We start from the raw sequence: 21,130 nt of genomic DNA, 5'->3' as shown, positions 1-21,130 counted from the left end.
GACTTAGAAATATCTGAAGTTAGGAAAATACCTAACTATCTATTCAACCACCATAAAGCCTATTTTTGCTACTACCTCTGCATTAAAAATTGACTATCTGCTAGCAAAATGGCGGTATCGAGCTTCTACAAAATTATAAATACCGTAAGCGATTAAACCAAGCGCCACAGTTCCTAACAACCAAGGGCCAAAAGGTTGTTGTGCCAGTGTTGCTAGCGCCCCACCTAGTCCCTGAACTTGGTTAGCGTCAGACAGACGCCCCGCTTGAAGCAGAAATAAGCCAGTAATGGAAAAGACAACACCACGGGCAGCAATCCCAAATCTGCCAGCAAAAGTTGCCCATTTCTGCTCTTTTTCGCTCATCTGGTTGACTTTCCACTTTTTGCGGAATTTCGCTTTATAGGCTCTGTAAAATTGATAGAAGCCCATGCCGATGACAGCGGCTCCCACAATTCCAACTAGAAATTGACCGAAGGGCTGCGCTAACAAGCGTGCTGTCCAGTCTTGGGAGGAATTACTATTACCGCCGCCTCCCGAACCCATGATCAGCTTAATCGCACTCCAGGCTAAACCAGCATAGATTAAGCCGCTGCCAACCGCTCCCAGGCGCGATGCAAGACCTTTGGCATCGGTGCCTTTGTTTTCCGGATCGGCGATCGCTTCCACGAAACGCCACAACACGTAACCAAGCAAACCCAAAGCAACGATTGCCAGCAAGAATTTCCCAAAAGGCTGTGTCACAATCGTCACCAGCGCACCCTCTGTATCGGTGGTTCTGCCGCCTGCACCAAAGGCTGCCTGCGCTGCCAGCACTCCCACCGTAGCGTAAACGACCCCTCGCGCCCCAAAGCCCAAACGTGCCAGTCTTTCCACCCATGTAGATGCATTATCTGGTGTCATCGGTTGGTTTGGTCTAGTCTGCATTTTTTTTTCTGCGTGGGAGCAGGGAAATTGTGGTTTGCTACCAATTTTGTAGCAATATTTACTCTTATCTACATCTACCAAAGTGCTTAAAATACTGCTGTAGAGGCGCAATTTCTTTGCCCCTACAGAGTGCTACCTTGCTGATATGTAGCAAATCGAAGAAAAAAGGGGATTATGCGGGTTCTCCTAGTTGAAGATGAGCCAGATTTAGGGGCGGCAATTAAGCGAACTCTCAGTCAAGAAGCGTATGTGGTTGACTGGGTTCTGGATGGCACGCAGGCATGGGAGTTTTTAGAAACCCAGTGGACGCAATATACGCTGGCTATTTTTGACTGGTTACTGCCAGGATTATCAGGAATTGAGTTATGTCAGCGACTACGGGGAAAAAATAATCCTCTGCCAGTATTGATGTTAACTGCTAAAGATCGGATGGAAGATAAGGTGGCTGGATTGGATGCTGGTGCAGATGACTATTTGGTGAAACCGTTTGGGATGGCGGAACTATTGGCACGATTGCGAGCATTACAAAGGCGATCGCCTCAGCTTCACCCCCAACAATTACAAGTGGGAAACCTGACTTTAGATTACGGCACTCATACAGTTTGCTATCACAATCCATCGGATGACAAACAAATCATTCCTCTGACTAGCAAGGAATTTCAGTTGCTGGAATATTTGATGAAGCATCCCAATCAAATTATTACCCGCGATCAGTTATTAACTCAGCTTTGGGAATTTAGTGCAGAACCGATGAGTAATGTAGTAGCCGCGCAGATGCGATTGTTGCGGCGTAAATTAGCGGTTTTTGGATGCGATCGCTTTATCGAAACTGTTTACGGTATCGGCTATCGTTTGAATAGTTATTAGTCATTGGTCATTGGTTTTTGACAAATGACCATCAGCTATCGTTTGAATAGTTATTAGTCATTGGTCATTGGTTTTTGACAAATGACCAATGACTAATAAGATTCCCCAATTACCAATTACCAATTAACGTGAATGAAAACAAACTTTTTCAACTAACTCGTTGGCGACTGGCAGGTTGGTATGCAGGCGTCATGGGAGTGATTTTAAGCTTGTGTGGAGTTGCAGTTTATGAAGCGATCGCTCGTGCGAATTGGGTTGCCCTCGACCGAGAATTAGAATCTGTTGCCGGTACGCTTCACGACAGTATTGAGCCGATTTTGCAGCAACCGGGACGCCTGGAACCTGCTATCCAACAACTGTTGCCGGATATTTGTTTGCTTGGGGAAAAATGCGTTAGTCAGATAGAAAATCCGACTCGGCACACTTTGGGGGCAATTCACCAAGGCGACTACTACGTGCGGCTGCTAGAGAATTCGGGACGCCCAGTTGCCTTGGCAGGACTTCAGCCAGTGGGATTGCTAGCGGCAGATAAAGGCGATCGCGTTTCTACACCCCAATTGTGGCAAATCCTCCAGAATCGCCAGGGCACCCGTTTTCATCAAATTTCTCTATCGCTGCATACCAAAGACAATCGCCCTTGGGGATATCTTCAGGTGGGGCGAAGTCTCAAAGAATTGGACGATCATCTGACTGCCCTGAAATTTATTCTCTTACTGGGGTTGCCCGTGGCAATGATTGTCGTTGCTGGTTCCAGTTGGTGGTTGGCAGGGCTAGCAATGCAACCAATTTACCAATCCTATGGGCAAATCCAACAATTCACAGCCGATGCCGCCCATGAGTTGCGGACGCCCTTAGCGGCAATCCAAGCAACCGTTGAATCGACGTTGAGAATGAATCAACTCAGCGAACTAGAGGCGCGGGATACTCTAAAAACCATTGAACGGCAAAATTACCGCCTATCTGAATTGGTTCGGGATTTATTGCTACTCTCCCGTATGGATCGGCAGGCTTTGTCAATTAAATATCGTCCCGCCTGTCTCAACGATCTTGTCAGCGACGTTGCAGAAGAATTGTCAGCACTAGCGATCGCTGCCGATTTGACGCTTTCTATAGATATTCGCACGCCAGAACCTTTGCACGTCAACGGCGACGAAGAACAGCTGTATCGCCTGATTTTTAACTTAGTGGTGAATGCTATCCAATACACGCCCGCTGGGGGTCAGGTGGCGGTGATTTTAGAGAGCAGCACCCAAGCACTAATTTTTATAAAAGATACTGGCGTTGGCATTGCACTTCCAGAGCAGACGCGGATTTTTGACCGCTTTTATCGGGTAAATAGCGATCGCTCTCGACACACGGGCGGTTCTGGATTGGGCTTGTCAATTGCCAAAGCGATCGCAATTGCCCACAACGGCAGCATCGACGTTCAGAGCGAATTGGGCAAAGGCAGCACGTTTACAATCAGACTGCCTTTGCATAATTAAATGCACTGCTGCATTTCTTGGCTAATTTAATGCAGATGTGATGTTATTTTCACATCTTTCGGTTAGGTTGACGTTCTGTAGCAAGCCTAAATGAGTTGTAAACTCTCTCTTGCTCTCTTTTCTTCGCGCTCTATAGCGCTAACGCGCATGGCTCCGCTAGTGCGTCTTGGCGGTTCCTTTTTTCCCCAAGTCACATAGGGCTGCTATATCTAATTAAATACTTTAGATGTCTTCCTAATGACCTATCAGGATTTCATCCTAATTTCATTTTTTTGTAAAACACTGAGAAATACCTACTGCTTTCTGGAACTAACTTACAGAGCAGGAGCGAGGATAGTCAAATAAATTGATGCCCCTAAACTCTATGCAAATTAATTCTTTTAAAAATGGTTTTTTGGCTGCCACCCTGGTAGCGATCGCCTCCATGACTGGCGGATTTCTGACAGCTTGTTCTAGTGGCTCTCAAAACCAAGCCCAAGCCCCAACCGCCTCCCCATCAGATGCTGGCGGCATGGAACACATGGAACACAGGGGACACGGAAGCGGCATGAATCATAGCATGGCAATGGATTTAGGGCCAGCCGATGCTAATTACGAGCTGCGGTTTATTGACGCGATGAGTGTGCATCATCAAGGTGCGGTGATGATGGCAAAAGAAGCCCAACAAAAATCTAAACGCCCTGAAATCAAGCAGTTGGCTGACAATATTATCCAAGATCAAAACAAAGAAATTAATCAGATGACACAGTGGCGACAGGCATGGTATCCCCAAGCCAGCAATCAGCCGGTTGCTTACGGAGGTGCAGACAAATCCGTCGTCCCCATGTCAGAACAACAACGCCAAAGCATGATGATGTCTGGAGATATGGGCGCTGCTGATGCTGAGTTCGATCTGCGCTTTATTAATGGGATGATTGCTCACCATGAAGGCGCTTTAACAATGGCTGAAGATGCACTGAATAAGTCGAAGCGACCCGAAATTAAACAATTGTCCCAACAAATTATCACTTCACAAAAAGCAGAAATTGAGAAAATGCAGCAGTGGCGACAAGCTTGGTACAAAAAGTAATTCAGATTAATTGAAAGCAGGAAGGGGTGACAAAACAGCACCGATAGCCGCCTAGGCCAGGATTTCTCCCTTCCCGTGAACGGGGAGGGTTGGGGTGGGGTTCCTGATTTCATCCTAATTTCATTCTTTTGTGCAAACTTAATATCTAGATGGTGGTTTAACGCTGTTGCGGTCAGCATCACTGGCTATTTACGGCACTAGGTAAGTGCCCTTGCTAGAGGGCTGAATTAAACCTCGGTATCCCATCCAAACGCAAGGAACCCCTTAGTTATGCTTTTTTTTCCTAACTCCAAGCCATCTAAGGCACGCGATCGCTTATTTGGGACACTCCTGAGCCTACTCCTACTGGCTGCACCAACCTCGGTTCTCGCCCATGCTGGACATGGGGATGAGTTTCATGGGGATGAAGCCAGTCAAGGAACTCCACAGGGAATTCAAGTGGATGCCCAAACAGCAAAACGGATGGGAATCGAGGTAAAACCAGTCTCTCAACAACGGCTGGGTTTTGGCATTAAAACCACGGGTCAAATTGAAACTTTGCCCAGCCAAAAAGCGGAAGTGACATCACCCACTCCGGGGAAAATCGTTGAGCTTCTCGTGGAACCTGGTGCAGTGGTGCAAGCAGGCAAAGTCGTCGCTGTCATCGCCGCACCTGACTTAGTAGAACTGCGCGTAGGTTCCCAGGAAAAACGAGCCGAAGCCGAAGCGGATCTGCAACAGGCGCAAGCAGATTTAAAGCTAGCTCAAGAAAATTATCAGCAATACTCGCAGATAGCCGCCTCAGACATTCAGCAAGCTCGCACTGAACTAGCAGTCGCTCAAGAACAGTATGAACGCGATCGCGAGTTGGAGCGTGCAGGGGCGCTGCCACGTCGCCAAATGCTGGAGTCTCTTGCTCACCTGGCAGAAGCCAAAACGCAATTGACCAAAGCAACCAGCCGTCGGGAAGTGCTGGAAGCCGAAGCGCAACTCAAACGCGCCAAATCGGCTGTCAAAGTCGCAAATTCCCGGATTCGCCTGAGTAATACCGCTTATCAGACGCGGCTGCAACAACTGGGAACCCGCGCCAATGACAAAGGGTTGGTGACGGTAACAGCTCCCATTTCTGGCACCGTTGCCGACCGGGAAATTACCCTCGGTCAATCGGTGGAGGAGGCGGGGGCAAAGCTGATGACCATCCTGAATAATAATCGGGTGTGGGCTACGGCGAGTATCTACGAAAAAGATTTAAATAAGGTAAAAATTGGGCAACGAGTTAGGGTGAAGGTTGCCAGCTTGCCGAATCGCACCTTCACAGGCAAGATTGCGGTGATTGGCTCGGTTGTAGAAGGGGAAACGCGAGTCGTGCCAGTCAAAGCTGAACTGGATAACCCTGGCGGACAGTTGAAGCCGGGGATGTTTGCAGAATTGGAAGTGTTAACCAACCAAACTCCCGCGCCTATCTTAGTCATTCCGACTTCAGCCGTGGTGGAAACCAATGGCAGGCAGCGAGTTTACGTGCAAAATGGTACCGCCTTTGAGCCAGTTGAAGTCACCTTGGGACGAACTGTGGGGGATGTAGTTGAAGTCAAGGGAAGTTTGTTTGAGGGCGATCGCATTGTCACCCAAGGCGCAATTCAACTGTATGCCCAATCCTTACGCGGCGGCAGCTCAGAAGGCAAAAGCGAAGAGAAACAGCCTTTAATTCCAAACTCAGACGCGATTAATCGGGTTTCTGCCATTCAAAACTCACTTCCTTGGTTGTGGGTTTTGCCAGCCGGGGGAGCGATCGCATTCGTTGCCTTTTGGTTAGGACGCCGCACCAAAAAAGCCGTCAGTTTGGTAAATTTCTCAGTTCCCGAAATGCCGAAAACTCAGGATTCCGATCCTCAGCAACTAACACCAAAACGGTAGATTATGCCTACCTCTAGCCTGAACGCCTGAGCGAGCTAAGATCCAGAAACGAAGCTGCTGGAGAGCGAGCGTGGTATACAACCCACTGCAAATACCATCTGGGGACTAACTGGCTGATTCTGACGATACCCCAGTGGATATGCAAAATCTAATCCCCACCTTGCTGAGCGCAATTTTAAGTTGGTTGTGGAGCTAAAAGAATCGGAAAGAGCGATCGCACAGTTAGGGAATCTGATCCGCCTCACAAAGAGACAAAATTGTATTCAAAAATGCCTTTAATTCAGGACATACGTTGACAGCATTCATCAGATCGTTTCTCCTCAAAATACTAACAGCATCGCGTGTTTTGCTATAACTGCGGCATTTGCCCTGTTTTTGACCCTGTTCAAAGATTTCTTTAATCCGATAGGACGGTGGATTATCATGATTAACCCGCTCAGGGGAACCACTGGGTGCTGACTTATTACCTCCAGATATTTGCTGAATTGTTGACCAAAACGGTAAAAGCCAAGCCTCAAAATCATACTGCGCTGCATGGGGATAAAATCTGGGGTTATTTCCTACCCAGGATCTCATTTTTTCTTTTGCATCTTGTGCATCTACGAAATCATTAGTACCTGTGTAAACATCTGTTAGTGCAATTACTGCATCATAACCATCTTTCTCCAGCAAATTCTCAACAACACGTCTAAGTTTATCCTCTTTAGGAATACGACCTTCCTGTGGGATAAACTTGAGTTTTGGCATCGGTGGCTCTAGGCGTGACTTTAGAAAATCGTGCAGCTTAGTCTTAAAGGCCATTTCAGTTGCTCCCTCAACCAAAATAGCGATTTTCATGGTCGCCCTCCGATTATATTCATTGCCCAAATCTGATCTAGGCTATAGTCTTTTAGCCAGTGGTCTAAGTCCATTGAATCAGCCCAAGTCATGGTTGTCAGACCATCTTCAGAATCGCACACTAGCACCTCTTTAGGCTCTAGAAATCGAATTAGCCTATCTGAGTGAGTTGCCACAATCAGTTGAGTACGCTCGGCAGCTTCTCTCATCACATGAGCTAATAATCGCAATAACTCTGGATGCAAACTAACTTCTGGCTCGTCAATTAGGGTGACAGCAGATAGATCGCGACTTTGCAGGAGGGTAACTAACCAGAGAAATCGCAATGTGCCCTCAGACAGCTGATCCATATAAAGGGGCTGAGAGAAATTTTTGTCCTTCCAAGTCATTGCCAAAGTTCCTGCTGCTACGGGTGGAAACCCCAATCGTTGAAAATCTGGAAAGGCAGCAGCTAGCGTATCTTCAACTAAAGCAAATCGATCCGAATCTGTTTCCCGCAGATAATAAAGACAGGAAACCAAATCCTCTCCATTGGCTCCTGGCAATGTTGCAGGGCGCATTCGTTGAGGGAGACGTATAGTGCTTTTGGGGGCAACATTCAATTCCCATGACCTGTAAAAAGTACACGAAGCTAATCTCTTTCGTAGATTCTCCGGCTGCTCATACATCTTGGGAACCTGAGAAAGGGAGGTTTCTAAAGGATTATGTTCCCAGCTAGGGCGCAATAGCTTTTCATCAACAGTATTGTAATACTTGATATCCGAGCCACGAGACTCTATGTACTTGAAAGGGTTAGGAGCAAAGGGATATCGCTGTTGGGTCAGAGTTTCTAGACCAATTTCCTCAAATTGACCCTTGAGAATAAGTCTGAGGTAATATTTCAGCGGTTCTTCATTCGGTACAGGCATTGACAAGGAGATTGCCACACTATCTGCCTTATCCCGCGTCACCATTTGACTCAGACCACTCAACTCTGAAATCTTGGACTGTAACTGACCCTTTGCGGACGCTGCCAGGAGTGAGAATATCTCCAAAAAAGAAGTTTTGCCTACACCGTTAGCACCAATCATTACGGTTAGGGGTCGCATATCCACTTGAACTTCAAACAAGCGTCGGAAGCCATCAATCCTGATGTTGTCAAATGTGTTCATACTCAATCTATCTGTAGTCGATTAATACCCTGCTGCCTAGTGTAGTGCTTCAAGCCAAGCTAAACCGACCTCCCCAGCACTACTCTTGCCGTGTCATTACTAAATATCTGGTGCCATCTAATTTCACCCTGATTTCATTTTGCTGTGTCAATTATTTAAAAAGGAGTTCTCTAAACTGACACCTGACAAATGCTCAGTGCGCTCATCAAGTGGTCTATCAAACAACGCTGGCTAGTTGTCCTCGCCGCTATGCTGGTGACAGTTTGGATATTTCGCGTGGCGTCGCAAATGCCAGTGGATGTATTTCCCAGCTTTGCTCCGCCCCAAGTCGAAATTCAAACAGAAGCCCCCGGATTAGCACCAGAAGAAGTAGAATCTCTGGTTACTTTACCGATTGAAAGTGCTATTAATGGGACTCCCGGAGTCACAACAGTACGGTCTGCTTCAGCGGTGGGGCTTTCAGTTGTGAAAGTTATCTTCAATTGGGAAACTGATATTTATCAAGCCCGACAATTGGTGACAGAGCGATTGCAGCAAGCGCAAGAAAAGCTGCCAGAAAGTGTTGATTCGCCACAAATTTCTCCAATTAGTTCTCCAATCGGCACTGTATTGCAATATGCTTTCACTGTTGAAGAAGGCAATAGGCAACAAGCATCTTCACCTAGCACTGACTTGATGGAGGTCAGGCGTATCGTAGATTGGCAGGTTACGAACCGCCTTTTAGCGGTTCCTGGCGTCTCGCAGGTAATCGCTTATGGGGGTGATATTCGTCAGTATCAAATATTAGTCGATCCAGCGAAACTAAAAGCGTTTGATGTGTCTTTACAGGACGTGACTGAAGCCGCAGAAAAGGCTAATGTTAACGCTCCGGGTGGATTTTTGATCGACCCCGACCAAGAGTTATTAATTCGAGGTGTTGGACGGATTGAGTCGATAGAAGACTTGCGACAATCAGCGATTACCGCTCGGAATGGAACACCGATTCGATTAGGCGAGGTCGCTGATGTCAAAATTGGTGCCGCACTCAAGCGGGGTGATGGCAGTTTGAATGGCAAAAAGGCAATTGTGGTCATGATTAATAAGCAGCCACAAGCCGATACTCCCACAGTCACTCGTGCCATTGAGTCGGCAATGAAAGAGGTGAAATCGAGTTTGCCTCCGGATGTAAAAATGACGGTTACTTTCCGTCAAGAAGACTTTATCGACGCCTCGATTGAAAATGTTCGGGAAGCGCTCGTTGAAGGCAGTATTATTGTTGCTTTTATTCTTATCCCATTTTTGATGAATTGGCGCACTCTGGTCGTAAGTCTGACCGCACTTCCCTTGTCTTTACTGTTAGGATTACTAGCGTTAAATTGGCTGGGATACGGTCTGAATACGATGACTCTGGGAGGCTTGGCAGTTGCGATTGGTTCAGCCGTTGATGATGCTATTGTGGACGCCGAAAATGTCTACCGTAGCTTGCGAGAAAATAAGCTAGCAGAGAAACCAAAGCTACCATTAGAAGTTGTCTTTGAAGGTTGTCAGGAAGTACGTGATTCTCTATTTGGTGCCACTTTAATTACTGTAGTGGTTTTCTCGCCAATTTTTGCCCTTGCGGGTGTGGAAGGTCGCATTTTTACACCGATGGGAGTGGCTTATTTAGTGGCAGTTCTAGCTTCTAGCGTGACCGCACTCACCATCACTCCAGCTTTGTGTGCCATCTTATTGCCTCACGGTCATTTGCCAGAAAAAGAACCGTGGGTGGCAAGATTTTTTAAAGGGCTTTATCGTCCGTTTTTAATGTTTTCTTTACGGAATTCTCAGCTGATTTTGGGAGTTGCGACTGCTAGTTTGGTGGCTGCAATTTTAATTGTCCCTTCCTTGGGACGGGTGTTTTTGCCGGAGTTCCAAGAGCGATCGCTCGTCAATACCCTGACTCTGTATCCCGGTGTCTCCCTAGAAGCGACTAATCGTGCCGGTTTCGCCCTTCAGGATACGCTTAAGGATGACCCGCGCTTTGATTTTATCCAGTTGCGATCGGGACGTGCACCAGGAGATGCGGATGCGGCGGGTGTCAACTTGGCGCACTTAGATGTAGAACTGAGTGAAAAGGGGATAAAAGACCGGAAAGGAAGCATTGAAAAGTTGCGAGCGGAATTTGCTAGATTGCCAGGAGTTGCGCCAAATATTGGCGGATTTATTTCTCACCGGATGGATGAAGTGCTGTCTGGAGTGAGGAGTGCGATCGCTGTCAAAATTTTTGGTCCAGATTTAGAACAACTCCGCACTCTGGGTAAACAAGTCGAAGAGATTATGAAAACTGTTGGGGGTGTTGTAGACTTGCAACTCGAACCCCAACTGCCCATTAGACAAGTACAAATTCAGTTTGATCGCCAACAAGCAGCTCGTTATGGCTTAACCGTCGGAGAACTTTCCGAAACGATTGAAACTGCGCTCAATGGACGTGTAGTTTCTCAAGTTTTGGAGGAACAACAAACTTTTGACCTGGTTGTATGGTTAAAAGAAGATGCTCGGAGCAATCTAGAAACCATCCGCAATTTATTAGTGAGTACACCAACAAATCAAAAGATTCCCTTAGCTCAGTTAGCAGAAATTGGCTACGGCACTGGCCCGAATACCATCAACCGCGAGAATGTTTCCCGCTTAATTGTCGTCTCGTCTAATGCTAGCGGTCGAGATTTGCGCTCTGTCGTTGATGAAATCAGAGGCAAAGTTAAACAACAAGTACAATTACCAGCTGGTTACTTTATCGAATACGGCGGTCAATTTGAGTCGGAACAACGCGCTACTCAAAACATCTTGATATTCAGTGCGATTGCATTTGTGGTGATTACGGTCTTAATCTACTTGTCTGTTAAGTCCATCCCCTCAACTGCGATGATTATGATTAATTTACCCTTGGCATTGGTGGGAGGTGTCATTTCAGTGGCATTAACGGGTGGGATTATTTCCGTCGCCTCTCTGGTTGGCTTTATTACTCTATTTGGAGTTGCCACTCGCAACGGATTGTTATTAGTTGATAATTACAACGCTAAATTTGCCACGGGAATGCCTTTTTGGGAAGTAATCATTCAAGGTTCGATGGAAAGGCTCAATGCCATTCTAATGACGGCTTTTACCTCCGCTTTGGGGTTAGCACCTCTGGTCGTGGGAGGAGGTGCAGGAAAGGAAATCTTGCAGCCGTTGGCGGTGGTTGTGTTAGGAGGGTTGTTTACTTCTACAGCGTTAACGCTGTTAGTTTTACCCGCTTTGTATGCCAAGTTTGGCAAAGTTTTGCTGCCGAAACAGGTAAATCCGGTGTCCGATCTATAAGTTGCGAAAAGAAGAATTTAAACCACAAAGACGTAAAGGACATGAAAAGAAAATGAAATTATTGAAGGCAAATTTAATTATTTTGGGAAGTGTCGGAGTGCTTTTTTTAGGCGCTTGCACTGGCGAACAGCAGGCATCGAAACCTGATAATAGTCCCACAGAAGCGAAAACGAATGTTCCTGCTGTTTCTCCTTCAGAAACGGCAGCCAAACCTGACCATTCACAACCTTCCAAAGGGGGTAAAGTCGTCGAGACGGGAAAATATCATTTAGAGTTCGTGCCTGAAAAAGAAGCGAACGGCACTCACTTAGATTTGTATCTTCAGAAAGGCGACACCCACGAAGCAGTTTCTAATGCCAAAGTCACGGCTCAAGTTCAGTTACCCAATGGGAGTCAAAAAACCCTAGACATGAAATACGATGTTCAGGGTAAGCACTACGCTGTTTTGCTACCCGAACAAGCATCAGGCGAGTATAAGGTGGTCATCCTCTCGGAAATCAATGGCGAAAAGGCGAACGGTCGTTTTACTTTTAATCGCTAGCAATGCTAGGGGTACGAAGCTATAGCAATCCTATTTGAGTTGTGAGATCCAGTGGTTTAGATACCCGACTTCTTAGAGAAGTCGGGTATCTCGCTTTAACGAATCATTTGGGACTGCTGTTGTAGGTTGGGTTAAGGAATTAAACCCAACCTAATACTAAAAAATGACATCGTTTCATTCAGCTCTTTTACTGAAAATCCCGTACTCTTAGAATGCTAAAGATTGGATTTAGTCGTTGCCTGTGACCTTTTGAATCAAGTCTTGTGCTTTTTCGATTAAATTAGAGTCGTTATTGTTTTCTGTGGAATTGAGTACAGTCTTTTCGTTTGCCTTTTCGCTATAGTCAAAGGGTTCATTGGGGTTTGCTGATTTTTGCTGCTTATCCTCTTCAAGAAAACCTGTTGCTTCGCTATATTGATAGGCGCGGTCAACTCGGTCGTCTGATGTCAGCTTATCTCTTGAATGTAATACTGCATAACTAGGCTGTGCGGCGATGAATAAACTTGCCACACTGATTAAAGTTATTACACTTAAAACAAAAATATTTTTATGGAGTTTTTGTTTTAAAGTTACTAAAATTCGTTGCATGGAAATTTCCTCCCAATTGCTTTTTGTGAGAATTGATGATGCGCGAGTAGATAGGACTACTAACACCATTTATTAAGTACGAAATGAATCGTACTTATCTAGTTACATCTATGCCGTCTGCCGCAGGATACATTCGTTTATTTTTTTAACCATTCATGATGAATTTTTATTCCTCGGCTCTGCATAGTTTGTTCAAATAAATCGGTGGAAAGTGCCTGTTCTACAGGCCAGACGCCTGGTTTTTTGAGTTTGCCTGCTAGCAATAATTCGGCAAGGGTGCCGGTGCCATAACCGGCTGCCACGGCTGTATTTTCATGCACTAAAGTTGAGCAATAACTTGCTGGCCGATCATCTTTATAACCGTTGACTTCAGAGCGAATTGCTACACCGATGCCAGTGAAGCGATCGCTAACATCTGTCATTCGGTGGCTGACGCGAGCTAAAAATTCGATGACTTTTGGATTGTTGAGCCAGCTAGAGGGCCACCAGTGGGCAACGCTCCAAGTTAGATAATTGTAAAAATCGGGAACTGTACCAAATTTGGTAATGACGGTTTTAACAGGAAAAGTGTCGGGTAGCGTGAAGGCTTCTGGCATATCAAACCAGTAAACGCCGATGCGACCATAGGGAGCAGGAAATTCAATGGTTTCGCGATCGCTATAGGGCTTGATTATCTGCCACTGACCATTTATCAAAGCTTTAAAAGGGCTTTGTAGCCCTAAAAATGTTGTTCGCATCACCGTAATACCAGCGCCCCCCGACCCCGATACTAGATAGCTCAGATGAATGCGTTCTGTCTCATCTAGTTGCTCGACGCCCTGGCGTACCATGCTATTAGAAATACCGGGGAAAATACCCGTATTAATAATTGCTGTAACTCCAGCAGCAGCAGCTTCGTCTCGGAAATCCAATGCTTTGCGAGTAAAAGATGGGTGATCGCTGACATCCAGATAGTTGACACCCACTTCTATACAAGTTTTTAGGACTTGGGCATCTCGGTAGTGAAATGGTCCCGCACAGTGGATTACAAGATCGCAAGCAGCGATCGCATCCCTCAACACTTCTCGATCCGCTAAATCTAAAACCTGGAATTGCACTTGCGATCCCAGCTTTTCGCTGACCAACGTTGGCAAGCTTGCAACACCGTGCGCCCCGATTGGGTTTCTGCCAGTAACGGTAATTTGCGCCTGTGTGTGAGCGACGATATCCGCCGCCACATTGCTACCAATCCGTCCGCTTCCTCCCAGAATTAAAACCCGTGTCATTAATCAAGTTGTTAACGCTATCTTCAGTTCATCAGGTTTGCCTGCTTCTCTCCATCGGTACCAAGGCAGACTTTTTTTCAGTAGAACAGACAAATTTTATCGAAATCCGGAAGATCAATTTGTCGATCGGCTGACCTACATGAGATATTAGATGACTTTCACACCCAGCTTTGGGAAGTAGTATCTACCCGAAAACTTCACTTTGTTACACTATACTTAAGAAAGATGTATAAAAAAATCTTCTATGATAAACAAACAAATACCCATGAAGTACCCATAAAGCGGGCATCAATCGTTCGTGAATCAAGGAAAATAAAATCTTTTTTTTAATTGCTAAGAACTCCTAAATTCTAAAGATAACTTTAGGTTGGCATCATTGAGTTGCGAATGAAGGGAGTAATTAGCTGGATTTGGTATAACTTCTCAATGGAAGTGTCCAGCGGTGAAAAAGGAAATTTTCGAGCAGCAGATTGAGGCGACCTCACAACGCCGGAAAGAGCTTTGGCAACGAACTGAGGAATTTCCCACCCAGGACAAGCAACTACTGGTGGAAAGTTTGCAAGAACACGACCAAACTCTAGAAGAATTGCAAGTAACTTTAGAGGAACTGCGATCGCAGAATGAAGAGCTAATCGCCAGCCGTCAGACTGTGGAAATCCAGCGACAGCGCTACCAAGATTTATTCGAGCTGGCTCCAGACGCTTACTTGGCGACGAATCTTGATGCCGTGATTCTAGAAGCCAACCAAGCGGTAGCGCACTTGCTGAATATTTCTCAGGAACACTTGCTCGGCAAACCGTTAGTTATTTTTGTAACGGGTAAGGCTTTGCAAAACTTTTATACAAACTTAAGCCAATTCCTCGCAACTGACCAAGTAAGCAAATGGGAGGTTGAGATTCAAACCCGGCAGGGTAGGCGCTTTCCCGCCACCTTCAAAGTTAAAGCAGTGCGCGACTCAAGCGGGCGGGTGGTAGAACTGCTCTGGCTGTTACAAGACATTACCGAGCGCAAGCAGCACGAAGCGGCTTTTCAGAGCGATCGCCATCTTCTCGAAACCCAGGTTGAACAACGAACGGCTGAGCTTGTGGAAACTAACGAGCAACTCAAACAGGAGATCGCTAAACGTCAGCGGGCTGAAAAAGCGCTGTGGCAGCGGGCGGAAGGGGAATGGGCGATCCGGGTGATTACCGAACGCATCCGCCAGTCGCTCAACCTAGAGGAAATTCTCAACACGACGGTAGCAGAAATTCGACAAGTTCTAGGGAGCGATCGCGTACTGATTTTCCGCACAGAGCCGAATGGGGATGGCGTCGTGGTGGCTGAATCAGTAGATGCAGATTGGCTCTCATTCTTAGGCAATACCGCACCCGCAGCCATGTTTAGAGAATGTATGCCCCTCTATCGGCAGGGGAACGCTAGAGTAATTGATGACATTCAACAAGTAGGGTTTCCAGCAGATATCACTGAGTTTTTCCACTCGTCGCAAGTCAACGCCGCCTTAGGCGTTCCCATCATGCATGGCGGTCGGTTTTGGGGGTTACTTGCAGCTCATCAATGTTCGGCACCGCGTCACTGGGAACCGCTAGAGATCGATCTGCTCAAGCAATTGGCAATCCAAGTATCTATTGGCATTCAGCAATCAGAACTGTATCGGCAAGTCCAGCAACTGAATACGAACCTGGAACGCCAGGTACGCGATCGCACTGCCCAATTGCAACAAGCGCTCGACTTTGAAGCACTGCTCAAACGCATCACCGACGATGTCCGCGATCGCCTTGATGAAAACCAGATTTTACAAGTCGTCGTCTGGGAATTAGGCGTCGGGCTGAATATTGATGGCTGCGATACAGGTTTATACGATGCCGACCAGACCACGTCTACCATCAGCTACGAATACACCCTGGGAATCCCTTCTGCTCAGGGGCAGGTAGTGCAGATGGCAGACTTCTGGGAGGGTTATTCTCAGCTGCTGCAAGGCAAATATTTCCAATTTTGTCAGATGGTGCCCGATAGTCGAGGTGCGCTGACCAGACTCGCTTGCCCCATTGTTGATGACCAAGGGGTACTGGGGGATTTATGGTTATTTAAGCCCCAGCAAGACGTCTTCAGCGAGCTAGAAATTCGACTGGTGCAACAGGTCGCGAATCAGTGCGCGATCGCCCTTCGGCAAGCCCGGCTGCATCAAGCAGCGCGATCGCAAGTCGAGGAACTGGAAAAACTCAATCGCCTCAAAGATGACTTTCTCAATACCGTTCCCCACGAGTTACGCACACCAGTCTCTAACATGAAAATGGCGATTCAGATGTTGTCCATTGCTTTGAATCGTGACTATGCCTTATTTGCCGAAATGGGCAAGCCGAGGGAACAACAAAGCAAAGTCGCTCGCTACTTTCAGATTTTACAGAACGAGTGCGAACGAGAAATTCGCCTGATTGATGACCTGCTGGATTTACAAAAACTCTATGCAGGCGCTCACCCTTTATTACTGAGTGCGATTCAGCTCCAGGAATGGCTACCGCCCATTGTAGAACCTTTTCAAGAGCGAGCCAGAAACCACCAGCAAACCTTGCTCCTTGACCTCCCTGCCGACCTCCCTCGCTTCATCTGCGACCCCACGACGCTAGGCAGGATTTTGAGCGAGTTACTAGAAAACGCCTGCAAGTACACCCCCGCATCAGAAACGATCGCATTCAAAGTCCAGAGTCAGCCAGGGAGCGTTCAGTTTAGCGTCAGCAATTCCGGCGTGGAGATTCCGGAACGCGAACTTCCGCATATCTTTGACAAGTTTTACCGCATTCCCAGTAATGACCCGTGGAAGCAAGGGGGAACGGGATTAGGGTTGACGATCGTGAAAAGATTAATCGCCCATTTGAAAGGGACTCTGCGAGTGGAAAGTAAGGATCGTCAGACCTGCTTTATCCTCGATTTACCGAGCGATCGCTCAGCTCAAATTATCTCCTAATCCTTCCATTGGTAAGGGCACGGGCAATGCCGTGCCCCGATTTATCGCTACGAAATTTTAAACACAGACTCAACCGTAGATTTGAGAGAATTTCCCGCATCCTTCAGCTTTTGGGCAATTGGCTGCTGAGTATGCAGGAACACACGAGCGCAGTTGCGTCCCGGCATCCCGGAAATAGAACCGCCTGGATGAGTACCCGCACCGCTGAGAAATAACCCTTCAATCGGAGTTTTGTAGTTCGCCAATTCCGGCAACGGACGGAAAAAGACCATTTGGTCGAGGGTCATATCAACGTGGTAGTAGTTCCCCTTATAAGCGCCCAAGCGATCGCCGAGTTCCGCTGGACTTTCAACAGCACGAGCGATAATGGAGTGCTTGAGATTCGGTGAATAATCGGCTAGCTTATCTAACACGCGGTCTGCGACTTTGTTTTTCAGTTCATCTGTCCAGCCAGTACCATGCAAACCCGTACCTTCTGCACCAGCAATCTGATAAGGCGCGAAAAACTCGATCCAGAGCGTATGCTTACCTTCTGGAGCCATTGACGGATCGAGTACCGTGGGTACGACCACATACATTGAGGGATCGGCATCGGGAATGTTGCCGATAGAAGCCTCGCTGTGAGCAATTTCCACATGGCGCACCGAGTCAGCAATTAGAACTGAGCCAATTAGGTACTCATCCTGGTGATTGTGGTGTTCAAAGCGTAAAGGCTCCGATAGGGCGCAATCGATCTTGAGAATTGTTTCGTTGTTGTTGACAATTCTGCGCTCTAAGCGCTCCCTTAAATTCGGGTCGGCTGAATCAACATCGCTCTCATCCATGTGGCGTAGGAACAAGCGCTTGGCATCAATGTTGGAGATCACCCCAGTTTTAGCGCGGTATTCGGTGCCACCTGCCACCCGCACGCCCACTGCACGACCGTCATCGATTAATACTTTTTCAACGGTCTGGTCGCACAGGACGACACCGCCTTTACTTTTCACTAGCTTCAGCAAAGCATCAACCAGTGCGCCGCTACCACCTTTAGGTCGCGCCATTCCGGGGTCATGGCGCATCGCCATCATGATTGAACCGACAGAAATGGTTTTTTGGGACGGAGGTGCGCCAAGCTCTGCGGAGAGTCGAGCCAAGGGCGCTTTCAGAAACTCGGAATCAAACCACTCGTTGAGGATATCTTCCGGGCTGGTGAGCATGGTACGAATCAGATCCAACGTCTTATTTGGCCCACCCAAGACGGAGAATAAATCTTGCAGCTTTTTGAGGTCGTAATTGCCAGCAATGTCAACGATCGATTTTGGCGGTGCGTTGAACACCGGGATCATTGCACCCAGTACGCGCTGCCAGTACTCGGTATATTCGGCATATTTTTTGGCATCGCGATCGCTATAACGTGCAATCTCCGCACAAGTTTTTTCAACAGATTTGTGACCTAAAAAGTATTTGCCATCAGGATGGGGGCAAAAAGCGACTGGGTCGCAATATAAATATTCCAAGCCATATTTAGTGAGTTCTAACTCTTCGACTACCGGACCCAAGTGAATGAACTCGTGGTCAATCGAGCAGAGGTTGAACTTAAAACCCGGTGCCTCTTTCGGTAAGATTTCTTCGGTTGTTGCGCCGCCGCCCGGAATGGAGCGCTTTTCTAGTAACAGAACGCTATAGCCTGCTTTGAGCAGATATGCGGCACAGACAAGTCCGTTGTGACCGGCACCAATAATGACAACATCGTACTCTTGCATGGACAATACTCTCAGACCCGTGTATATCCCCGATTCTAAGAAAGTTAAGAACTTTAAAGGGTCTATCACTCGAAGGATATCCTCCGCCCGGAGCCGCCAGCTAGACGCGGGAGAAAACGCCTTTAGGGCTGTTTGTGATGAGGCGCGAATATCAGGGCAAGCACAGGGCAAGCAGCCGCTAAGGGCATGGCGTCTACTCGGAGAGGCGTAGGGCAAAGCGGACAGAATCGTGAGAGGTGGTGAGAGATGGTAAGAGGCGCGATAGCGAAGCGCTGACTTGTCAGTTCGCGCTCATGCCAAGCGAGGCGTTAGCCTAGCGCAGAAAAAGTCAGTTCGCTGATTTTCTTCGTTAACCGCGGCTAAACTCTAGCCCAAAGCAATTCTCGCAGTTATACTGGCTAGGTCTACATCGTCTTGGAACGGGTCAGCACTACAGAATATGAATCCTGTTGTCAAAATTGTTCAACCCTCTGGCATTTTAGACGGTATGAAGGCGACTCAGTTTCGTCAAGAAATTAGCGATATTGTTGAAAACGGAGGCAATATGGTGTTAATTGACTTTAAGGACGTTACCTTTATGGATAGTTCTGGGTTGGGGGCGCTAGTGCTTGCACTCAAAACTGTTCGCGCCGCTGGTGGTAAACTCTTTATTTGCTCGATTAATGAGCAAGTAAGAATGTTATTTGAACTGACCAGTATGGATCGCGTCTTTGAAATCTTTCCGAATCGTGAAGAATTTAATAACGCGGTTAGTCAATAGCTAATGGCTAATCGCTAATGGCTAATCGTAATCGACAATTAGCACTTAGCAATTAGCACTTAGCACTTGACTAATCAAAATTGATTTGCAGCAACGATAAATCATCGTCAAAATAGTCTTTTGGATTCTTATCTTGAACAGAATTTACTATCCCATCTAGATTATTCTGATGATTTTTCGGAAATTCCGTCAGCAGATCGATGAATGCATCAAGACCCCAAATCGTGCCATCTGGTTGGTTAATTTCATAAATCCCATCACTGAAAATGTAAAGTGTGCTGGATTTTTCCACCTCGCAGCTACCATCCATAAATTCAGCATCAGGAAACATCCCAACTGGCAACCCTGGGGTTTTTAAGCGTTTGACTTGGGTGACTAAATTCGAGTTTGCAGAGATTAACACTGCCGGTGGATGCCCAGCACTGGCGTAAACTAGGGTGCGCTTAACTCGGTTATAGACTCCGTACCAGATAGTGAAATATTTATCATTTCGCTGAGTCATCTGGAACGTTTCATTCAACGCCTTCAGGACATCACTAGGCTCATAGTAATTAATTTTCGGAAGGGCTTGGCTTTTGAGTAAGTTCATTACAGAAAGAGACGGTAAAGCAGCCCGCAATCCATGTCCGGCGACATCTAGCAGATAAATCGCTAAATGATCTGGATCTAGCCAGTAATAATCAAAGCCATCCCCTCCTAATTGGCGGGAAGGAACAAAACGAGAATCAATGGTTACAGGAGGTGAGGTCAGCGGAGAAGGAAGGATGGAACACACATACTCGGCTGCTTCTGCTAATTCCGCCTCCAACAGCAGTTTTTGGTGCTGCAAGTCGTGGCTGAGTTGGTGTAACCTCAAGCCTGCCCGCACTCGCGCCTTCAACTCATACATATCGATGGGCTTGCACAAAAAATCATCCGCCCCAGCATCCAGCCCTTTCACCCGATCCTCGACGGAACCCATCGATGTCAGCAAAATAAAGAAAGTTGTTGAAAGTTCTGCGGTTGCCTTGACCTGACGGCACACTTCCAGTCCGTTCATGCGCGGCATGATCCAATCGCAAATTACCAGTGCAGGTCGTAACTTTTGCGCTAGGGTCAAACCGGCTTCGCCATCGCTGGCGACGGTTAATTCATAACCCTCGCTTTTTAGCGTTCTTTTCAGCAATAGCTGAATCGCCGGGTCATCATCAATAATCAGAACTTGAACCATGAGATAGAGGGACTACAGGTCGCTTAAGATGGAAGGCAGTTAAAACTGAAGGATGACACCTGAGGCAAGCGTAAAGATCGCTAAACTTCACCGAAAATATGCACAATCATAAACAAGTATAGTCATCGGTTGCTCGAAGTTATCTAGGCTTTCCACTCGTTACTGACTCGCATTATGATGATCAACATTGTTACTGCGATCGAAAATGCTCATGTAGATATTTTGAGAGCCGTCATCACCAAATCTAGCAAGTCTACGCCCAAAGCTATCAATACTTCCAGTCTAAGCACCTCCGACTTCTTGACTCATGCCACCCATTCATGAGGCTAATGAGAAAGTGGCACGCTGCCCACTAACCAGAAAATTCATTGCGATCGCAACGATTACCTATAGGCTAGACTGGATTCTCTCTAATTTGTGCCGATGTTTAATACAAAGTTTCAGTGTCGTTGATTAAAAAGGCTTTGAACAGTTGAAACTCATCAAAAAAATCTCTGTACAAGTTTCCAGCGACCTCAAGGC

General features: G+C 46.9%; 16 protein-coding genes. 9 read left to right on the top strand and 7 right to left on the bottom strand.

Going from position 1 to position 21,130, the window contains the following annotated elements; genetic code table 11:
• Nucleotides 1-93: 93 nt before the first annotated feature.
• Entirely contained in the window at nucleotides 94-924 is an 831-nt protein-coding gene (locus NDA06_RS21120) for a DUF1206 domain-containing protein (protein ID WP_242047489.1), read from the bottom strand.
• Nucleotides 925-1,098: 174 nt separating this feature from the next.
• Here NDA06_RS21120 and rppA point away from each other — a divergent pair, with 174 nt between their 5' ends.
• The 4 genes from rppA to NDA06_RS21100 all read left to right on the top strand — a co-directional run bounded on the left by rppA (nucleotide 1,099) and on the right by NDA06_RS21100 (nucleotide 6,237).
• The gene (rppA, locus tag NDA06_RS21115; protein ID WP_190411629.1) at nucleotides 1,099-1,791 is read left to right on the top strand and encodes a two-component system response regulator RppA; all 693 of its coding nucleotides are present in this window, start codon (nucleotides 1,099-1,101) and stop codon (nucleotides 1,789-1,791) included.
• 128 nt (nucleotides 1,792-1,919) lie between these two features.
• Nucleotides 1,920-3,275, top strand: coding sequence for a two-component system sensor histidine kinase RppB (rppB, locus tag NDA06_RS21110; RefSeq protein ID WP_190986237.1), 1,356 nt, complete (start codon nucleotides 1,920-1,922; stop codon nucleotides 3,273-3,275).
• A 364-nt stretch (nucleotides 3,276-3,639) separates the two neighbouring features.
• Nucleotides 3,640-4,344 (top strand): DUF305 domain-containing protein, encoded by a 705-nt coding sequence (locus NDA06_RS21105; protein WP_199324130.1) that lies wholly within the window; start codon nucleotides 3,640-3,642, stop codon nucleotides 4,342-4,344.
• A gap of 270 nt (nucleotides 4,345-4,614) precedes the next feature.
• A complete protein-coding gene (locus NDA06_RS21100; RefSeq protein ID WP_190986235.1) occupies nucleotides 4,615-6,237 on the top strand; it encodes an efflux RND transporter periplasmic adaptor subunit in 1,623 nt (540 codons plus the stop codon).
• Nucleotides 6,238-6,459: 222 nt separating this feature from the next.
• On the opposite strand, the gene NDA06_RS21095 is transcribed toward NDA06_RS21100, so the two are convergent.
• Together NDA06_RS21095 and NDA06_RS21090 are read right to left on the bottom strand one after the other, a co-directional pair.
• Nucleotides 6,460-7,074 carry a DUF4276 family protein gene (locus NDA06_RS21095; protein WP_190532199.1) on the bottom strand — a complete coding sequence of 205 codons (615 nt, stop codon included), beginning with the start codon at nucleotides 7,072-7,074 and terminating at the stop codon, nucleotides 6,460-6,462.
• Nucleotides 7,071-8,225, bottom strand: coding sequence for an AAA family ATPase (locus NDA06_RS21090; protein ID WP_190532202.1), 1,155 nt, complete (start codon nucleotides 8,223-8,225; stop codon nucleotides 7,071-7,073). The genes NDA06_RS21095 and NDA06_RS21090 overlap by 4 nt, the downstream gene beginning before the upstream one ends.
• A 189-nt stretch (nucleotides 8,226-8,414) precedes the next feature.
• On the opposite strand from NDA06_RS21090, the gene NDA06_RS21085 reads away from it, so the two are divergent.
• Together NDA06_RS21085 and NDA06_RS21080 are read left to right on the top strand one after the other, a co-directional pair.
• Nucleotides 8,415-11,540 (top strand): efflux RND transporter permease subunit, encoded by a 3,126-nt coding sequence (locus NDA06_RS21085; protein WP_190986234.1) that lies wholly within the window; start codon nucleotides 8,415-8,417, stop codon nucleotides 11,538-11,540.
• Nucleotides 11,541-11,592: 52 nt separating this feature from the next.
• Nucleotides 11,593-12,081: a hypothetical protein gene (locus NDA06_RS21080; RefSeq protein WP_190432455.1), complete on the top strand. Its 489-nt coding sequence runs from the start codon at nucleotides 11,593-11,595 to the stop codon at nucleotides 12,079-12,081.
• Between the two features lie 228 nt (nucleotides 12,082-12,309).
• Here NDA06_RS21080 and NDA06_RS21075 read toward each other — a convergent pair whose 3' ends face one another.
• On the bottom strand, nucleotides 12,310-12,669 hold the full coding sequence (locus tag NDA06_RS21075; protein WP_190986233.1) for a hypothetical protein: 360 nt from the start codon (nucleotides 12,667-12,669) through the stop codon (nucleotides 12,310-12,312).
• A 137-nt stretch (nucleotides 12,670-12,806) separates the two neighbouring features.
• Complete coding sequence (locus NDA06_RS21070) at nucleotides 12,807-13,934, bottom strand: saccharopine dehydrogenase NADP-binding domain-containing protein (RefSeq protein WP_190986232.1); 1,128 nt, start codon at nucleotides 13,932-13,934, stop codon at nucleotides 12,807-12,809.
• Between the two features lie 442 nt (nucleotides 13,935-14,376).
• Between NDA06_RS21070 and NDA06_RS21065 the strand changes: the two genes are divergently transcribed.
• Complete coding sequence (locus NDA06_RS21065; RefSeq protein WP_190986231.1) at nucleotides 14,377-16,896, top strand: GAF domain-containing protein; 2,520 nt, start codon at nucleotides 14,377-14,379, stop codon at nucleotides 16,894-16,896.
• 47 nt (nucleotides 16,897-16,943) lie between these two features.
• Here the strand turns inward: NDA06_RS21065 and crtO are convergent, their stop codons facing one another.
• Nucleotides 16,944-18,638, bottom strand: a complete 1,695-nt coding sequence (crtO, locus tag NDA06_RS21060; protein ID WP_190430098.1) for a beta-carotene ketolase CrtO — start codon at nucleotides 18,636-18,638, stop codon at nucleotides 16,944-16,946.
• A gap of 439 nt (nucleotides 18,639-19,077) precedes the next feature.
• Here crtO and NDA06_RS21055 point away from each other — a divergent pair, with 439 nt between their 5' ends.
• Entirely contained in the window at nucleotides 19,078-19,398 is a 321-nt protein-coding gene (locus NDA06_RS21055) for an STAS domain-containing protein (RefSeq protein ID WP_190690058.1), read from the top strand.
• A 70-nt stretch (nucleotides 19,399-19,468) separates the two neighbouring features.
• On the opposite strand, the gene NDA06_RS21050 is transcribed toward NDA06_RS21055, so the two are convergent.
• A complete protein-coding gene (locus tag NDA06_RS21050) occupies nucleotides 19,469-20,608 on the bottom strand; it encodes a SpoIIE family protein phosphatase (RefSeq protein WP_190690054.1) in 1,140 nt (379 codons plus the stop codon).
• 174 nt (nucleotides 20,609-20,782) lie between these two features.
• On the opposite strand from NDA06_RS21050, the gene NDA06_RS21045 reads away from it, so the two are divergent.
• Nucleotides 20,783-20,932 carry a hypothetical protein gene (locus NDA06_RS21045; protein ID WP_190986230.1) on the top strand — a complete coding sequence of 50 codons (150 nt, stop codon included), beginning with the start codon at nucleotides 20,783-20,785 and terminating at the stop codon, nucleotides 20,930-20,932.
• The last annotated feature ends 198 nt before the right edge of the window (nucleotides 20,933-21,130 follow it).

This window comes from Trichocoleus sp. ST-U1 (genome assembly GCF_039961835.1).
GTDB lineage: Bacteria > Cyanobacteriota > Cyanobacteriia > Cyanobacteriales > FACHB-T130 > FACHB-T130.
This window is presented reverse-complemented; position numbering and strand designations above follow the sequence as displayed.

Excerpts from the sequence above, each read along its gene's own strand:
- NDA06_RS21120 (WP_242047489.1), bottom strand. The coding sequence starts at position 924 with ATGCAGACTAGACCAAACCAACCGATGACACCAGATAATGCATCTACA.
- rppA (WP_190411629.1), top strand. The coding sequence starts at position 1,099 with ATGCGGGTTCTCCTAGTTGAAGATGAGCCAGATTTAGGGGCGGCAATT.
- NDA06_RS21105 (WP_199324130.1), top strand. The coding sequence starts at position 3,640 with ATGCAAATTAATTCTTTTAAAAATGGTTTTTTGGCTGCCACCCTGGTA.
- NDA06_RS21100 (WP_190986235.1), top strand. The coding sequence starts at position 4,615 with ATGCTTTTTTTTCCTAACTCCAAGCCATCTAAGGCACGCGATCGCTTA.
- NDA06_RS21095 (WP_190532199.1), bottom strand. The coding sequence starts at position 7,074 with ATGAAAATCGCTATTTTGGTTGAGGGAGCAACTGAAATGGCCTTTAAG.
- NDA06_RS21090 (WP_190532202.1), bottom strand. The coding sequence starts at position 8,225 with ATGAACACATTTGACAACATCAGGATTGATGGCTTCCGACGCTTGTTT.
- NDA06_RS21085 (WP_190986234.1), top strand. The coding sequence starts at position 8,415 with ATGCTCAGTGCGCTCATCAAGTGGTCTATCAAACAACGCTGGCTAGTT.
- NDA06_RS21080 (WP_190432455.1), top strand. The coding sequence starts at position 11,593 with ATGAAATTATTGAAGGCAAATTTAATTATTTTGGGAAGTGTCGGAGTG.
- NDA06_RS21075 (WP_190986233.1), bottom strand. The coding sequence starts at position 12,669 with ATGCAACGAATTTTAGTAACTTTAAAACAAAAACTCCATAAAAATATT.
- NDA06_RS21070 (WP_190986232.1), bottom strand. The coding sequence starts at position 13,934 with ATGACACGGGTTTTAATTCTGGGAGGAAGCGGACGGATTGGTAGCAAT.
- crtO (WP_190430098.1), bottom strand. The coding sequence starts at position 18,638 with ATGCAAGAGTACGATGTTGTCATTATTGGTGCCGGTCACAACGGACTT.
- NDA06_RS21055 (WP_190690058.1), top strand. The coding sequence starts at position 19,078 with ATGAATCCTGTTGTCAAAATTGTTCAACCCTCTGGCATTTTAGACGGT.
- NDA06_RS21050 (WP_190690054.1), bottom strand. The coding sequence starts at position 20,608 with ATGGTTCAAGTTCTGATTATTGATGATGACCCGGCGATTCAGCTATTG.
- NDA06_RS21045 (WP_190986230.1), top strand. The coding sequence starts at position 20,783 with ATGATGATCAACATTGTTACTGCGATCGAAAATGCTCATGTAGATATT.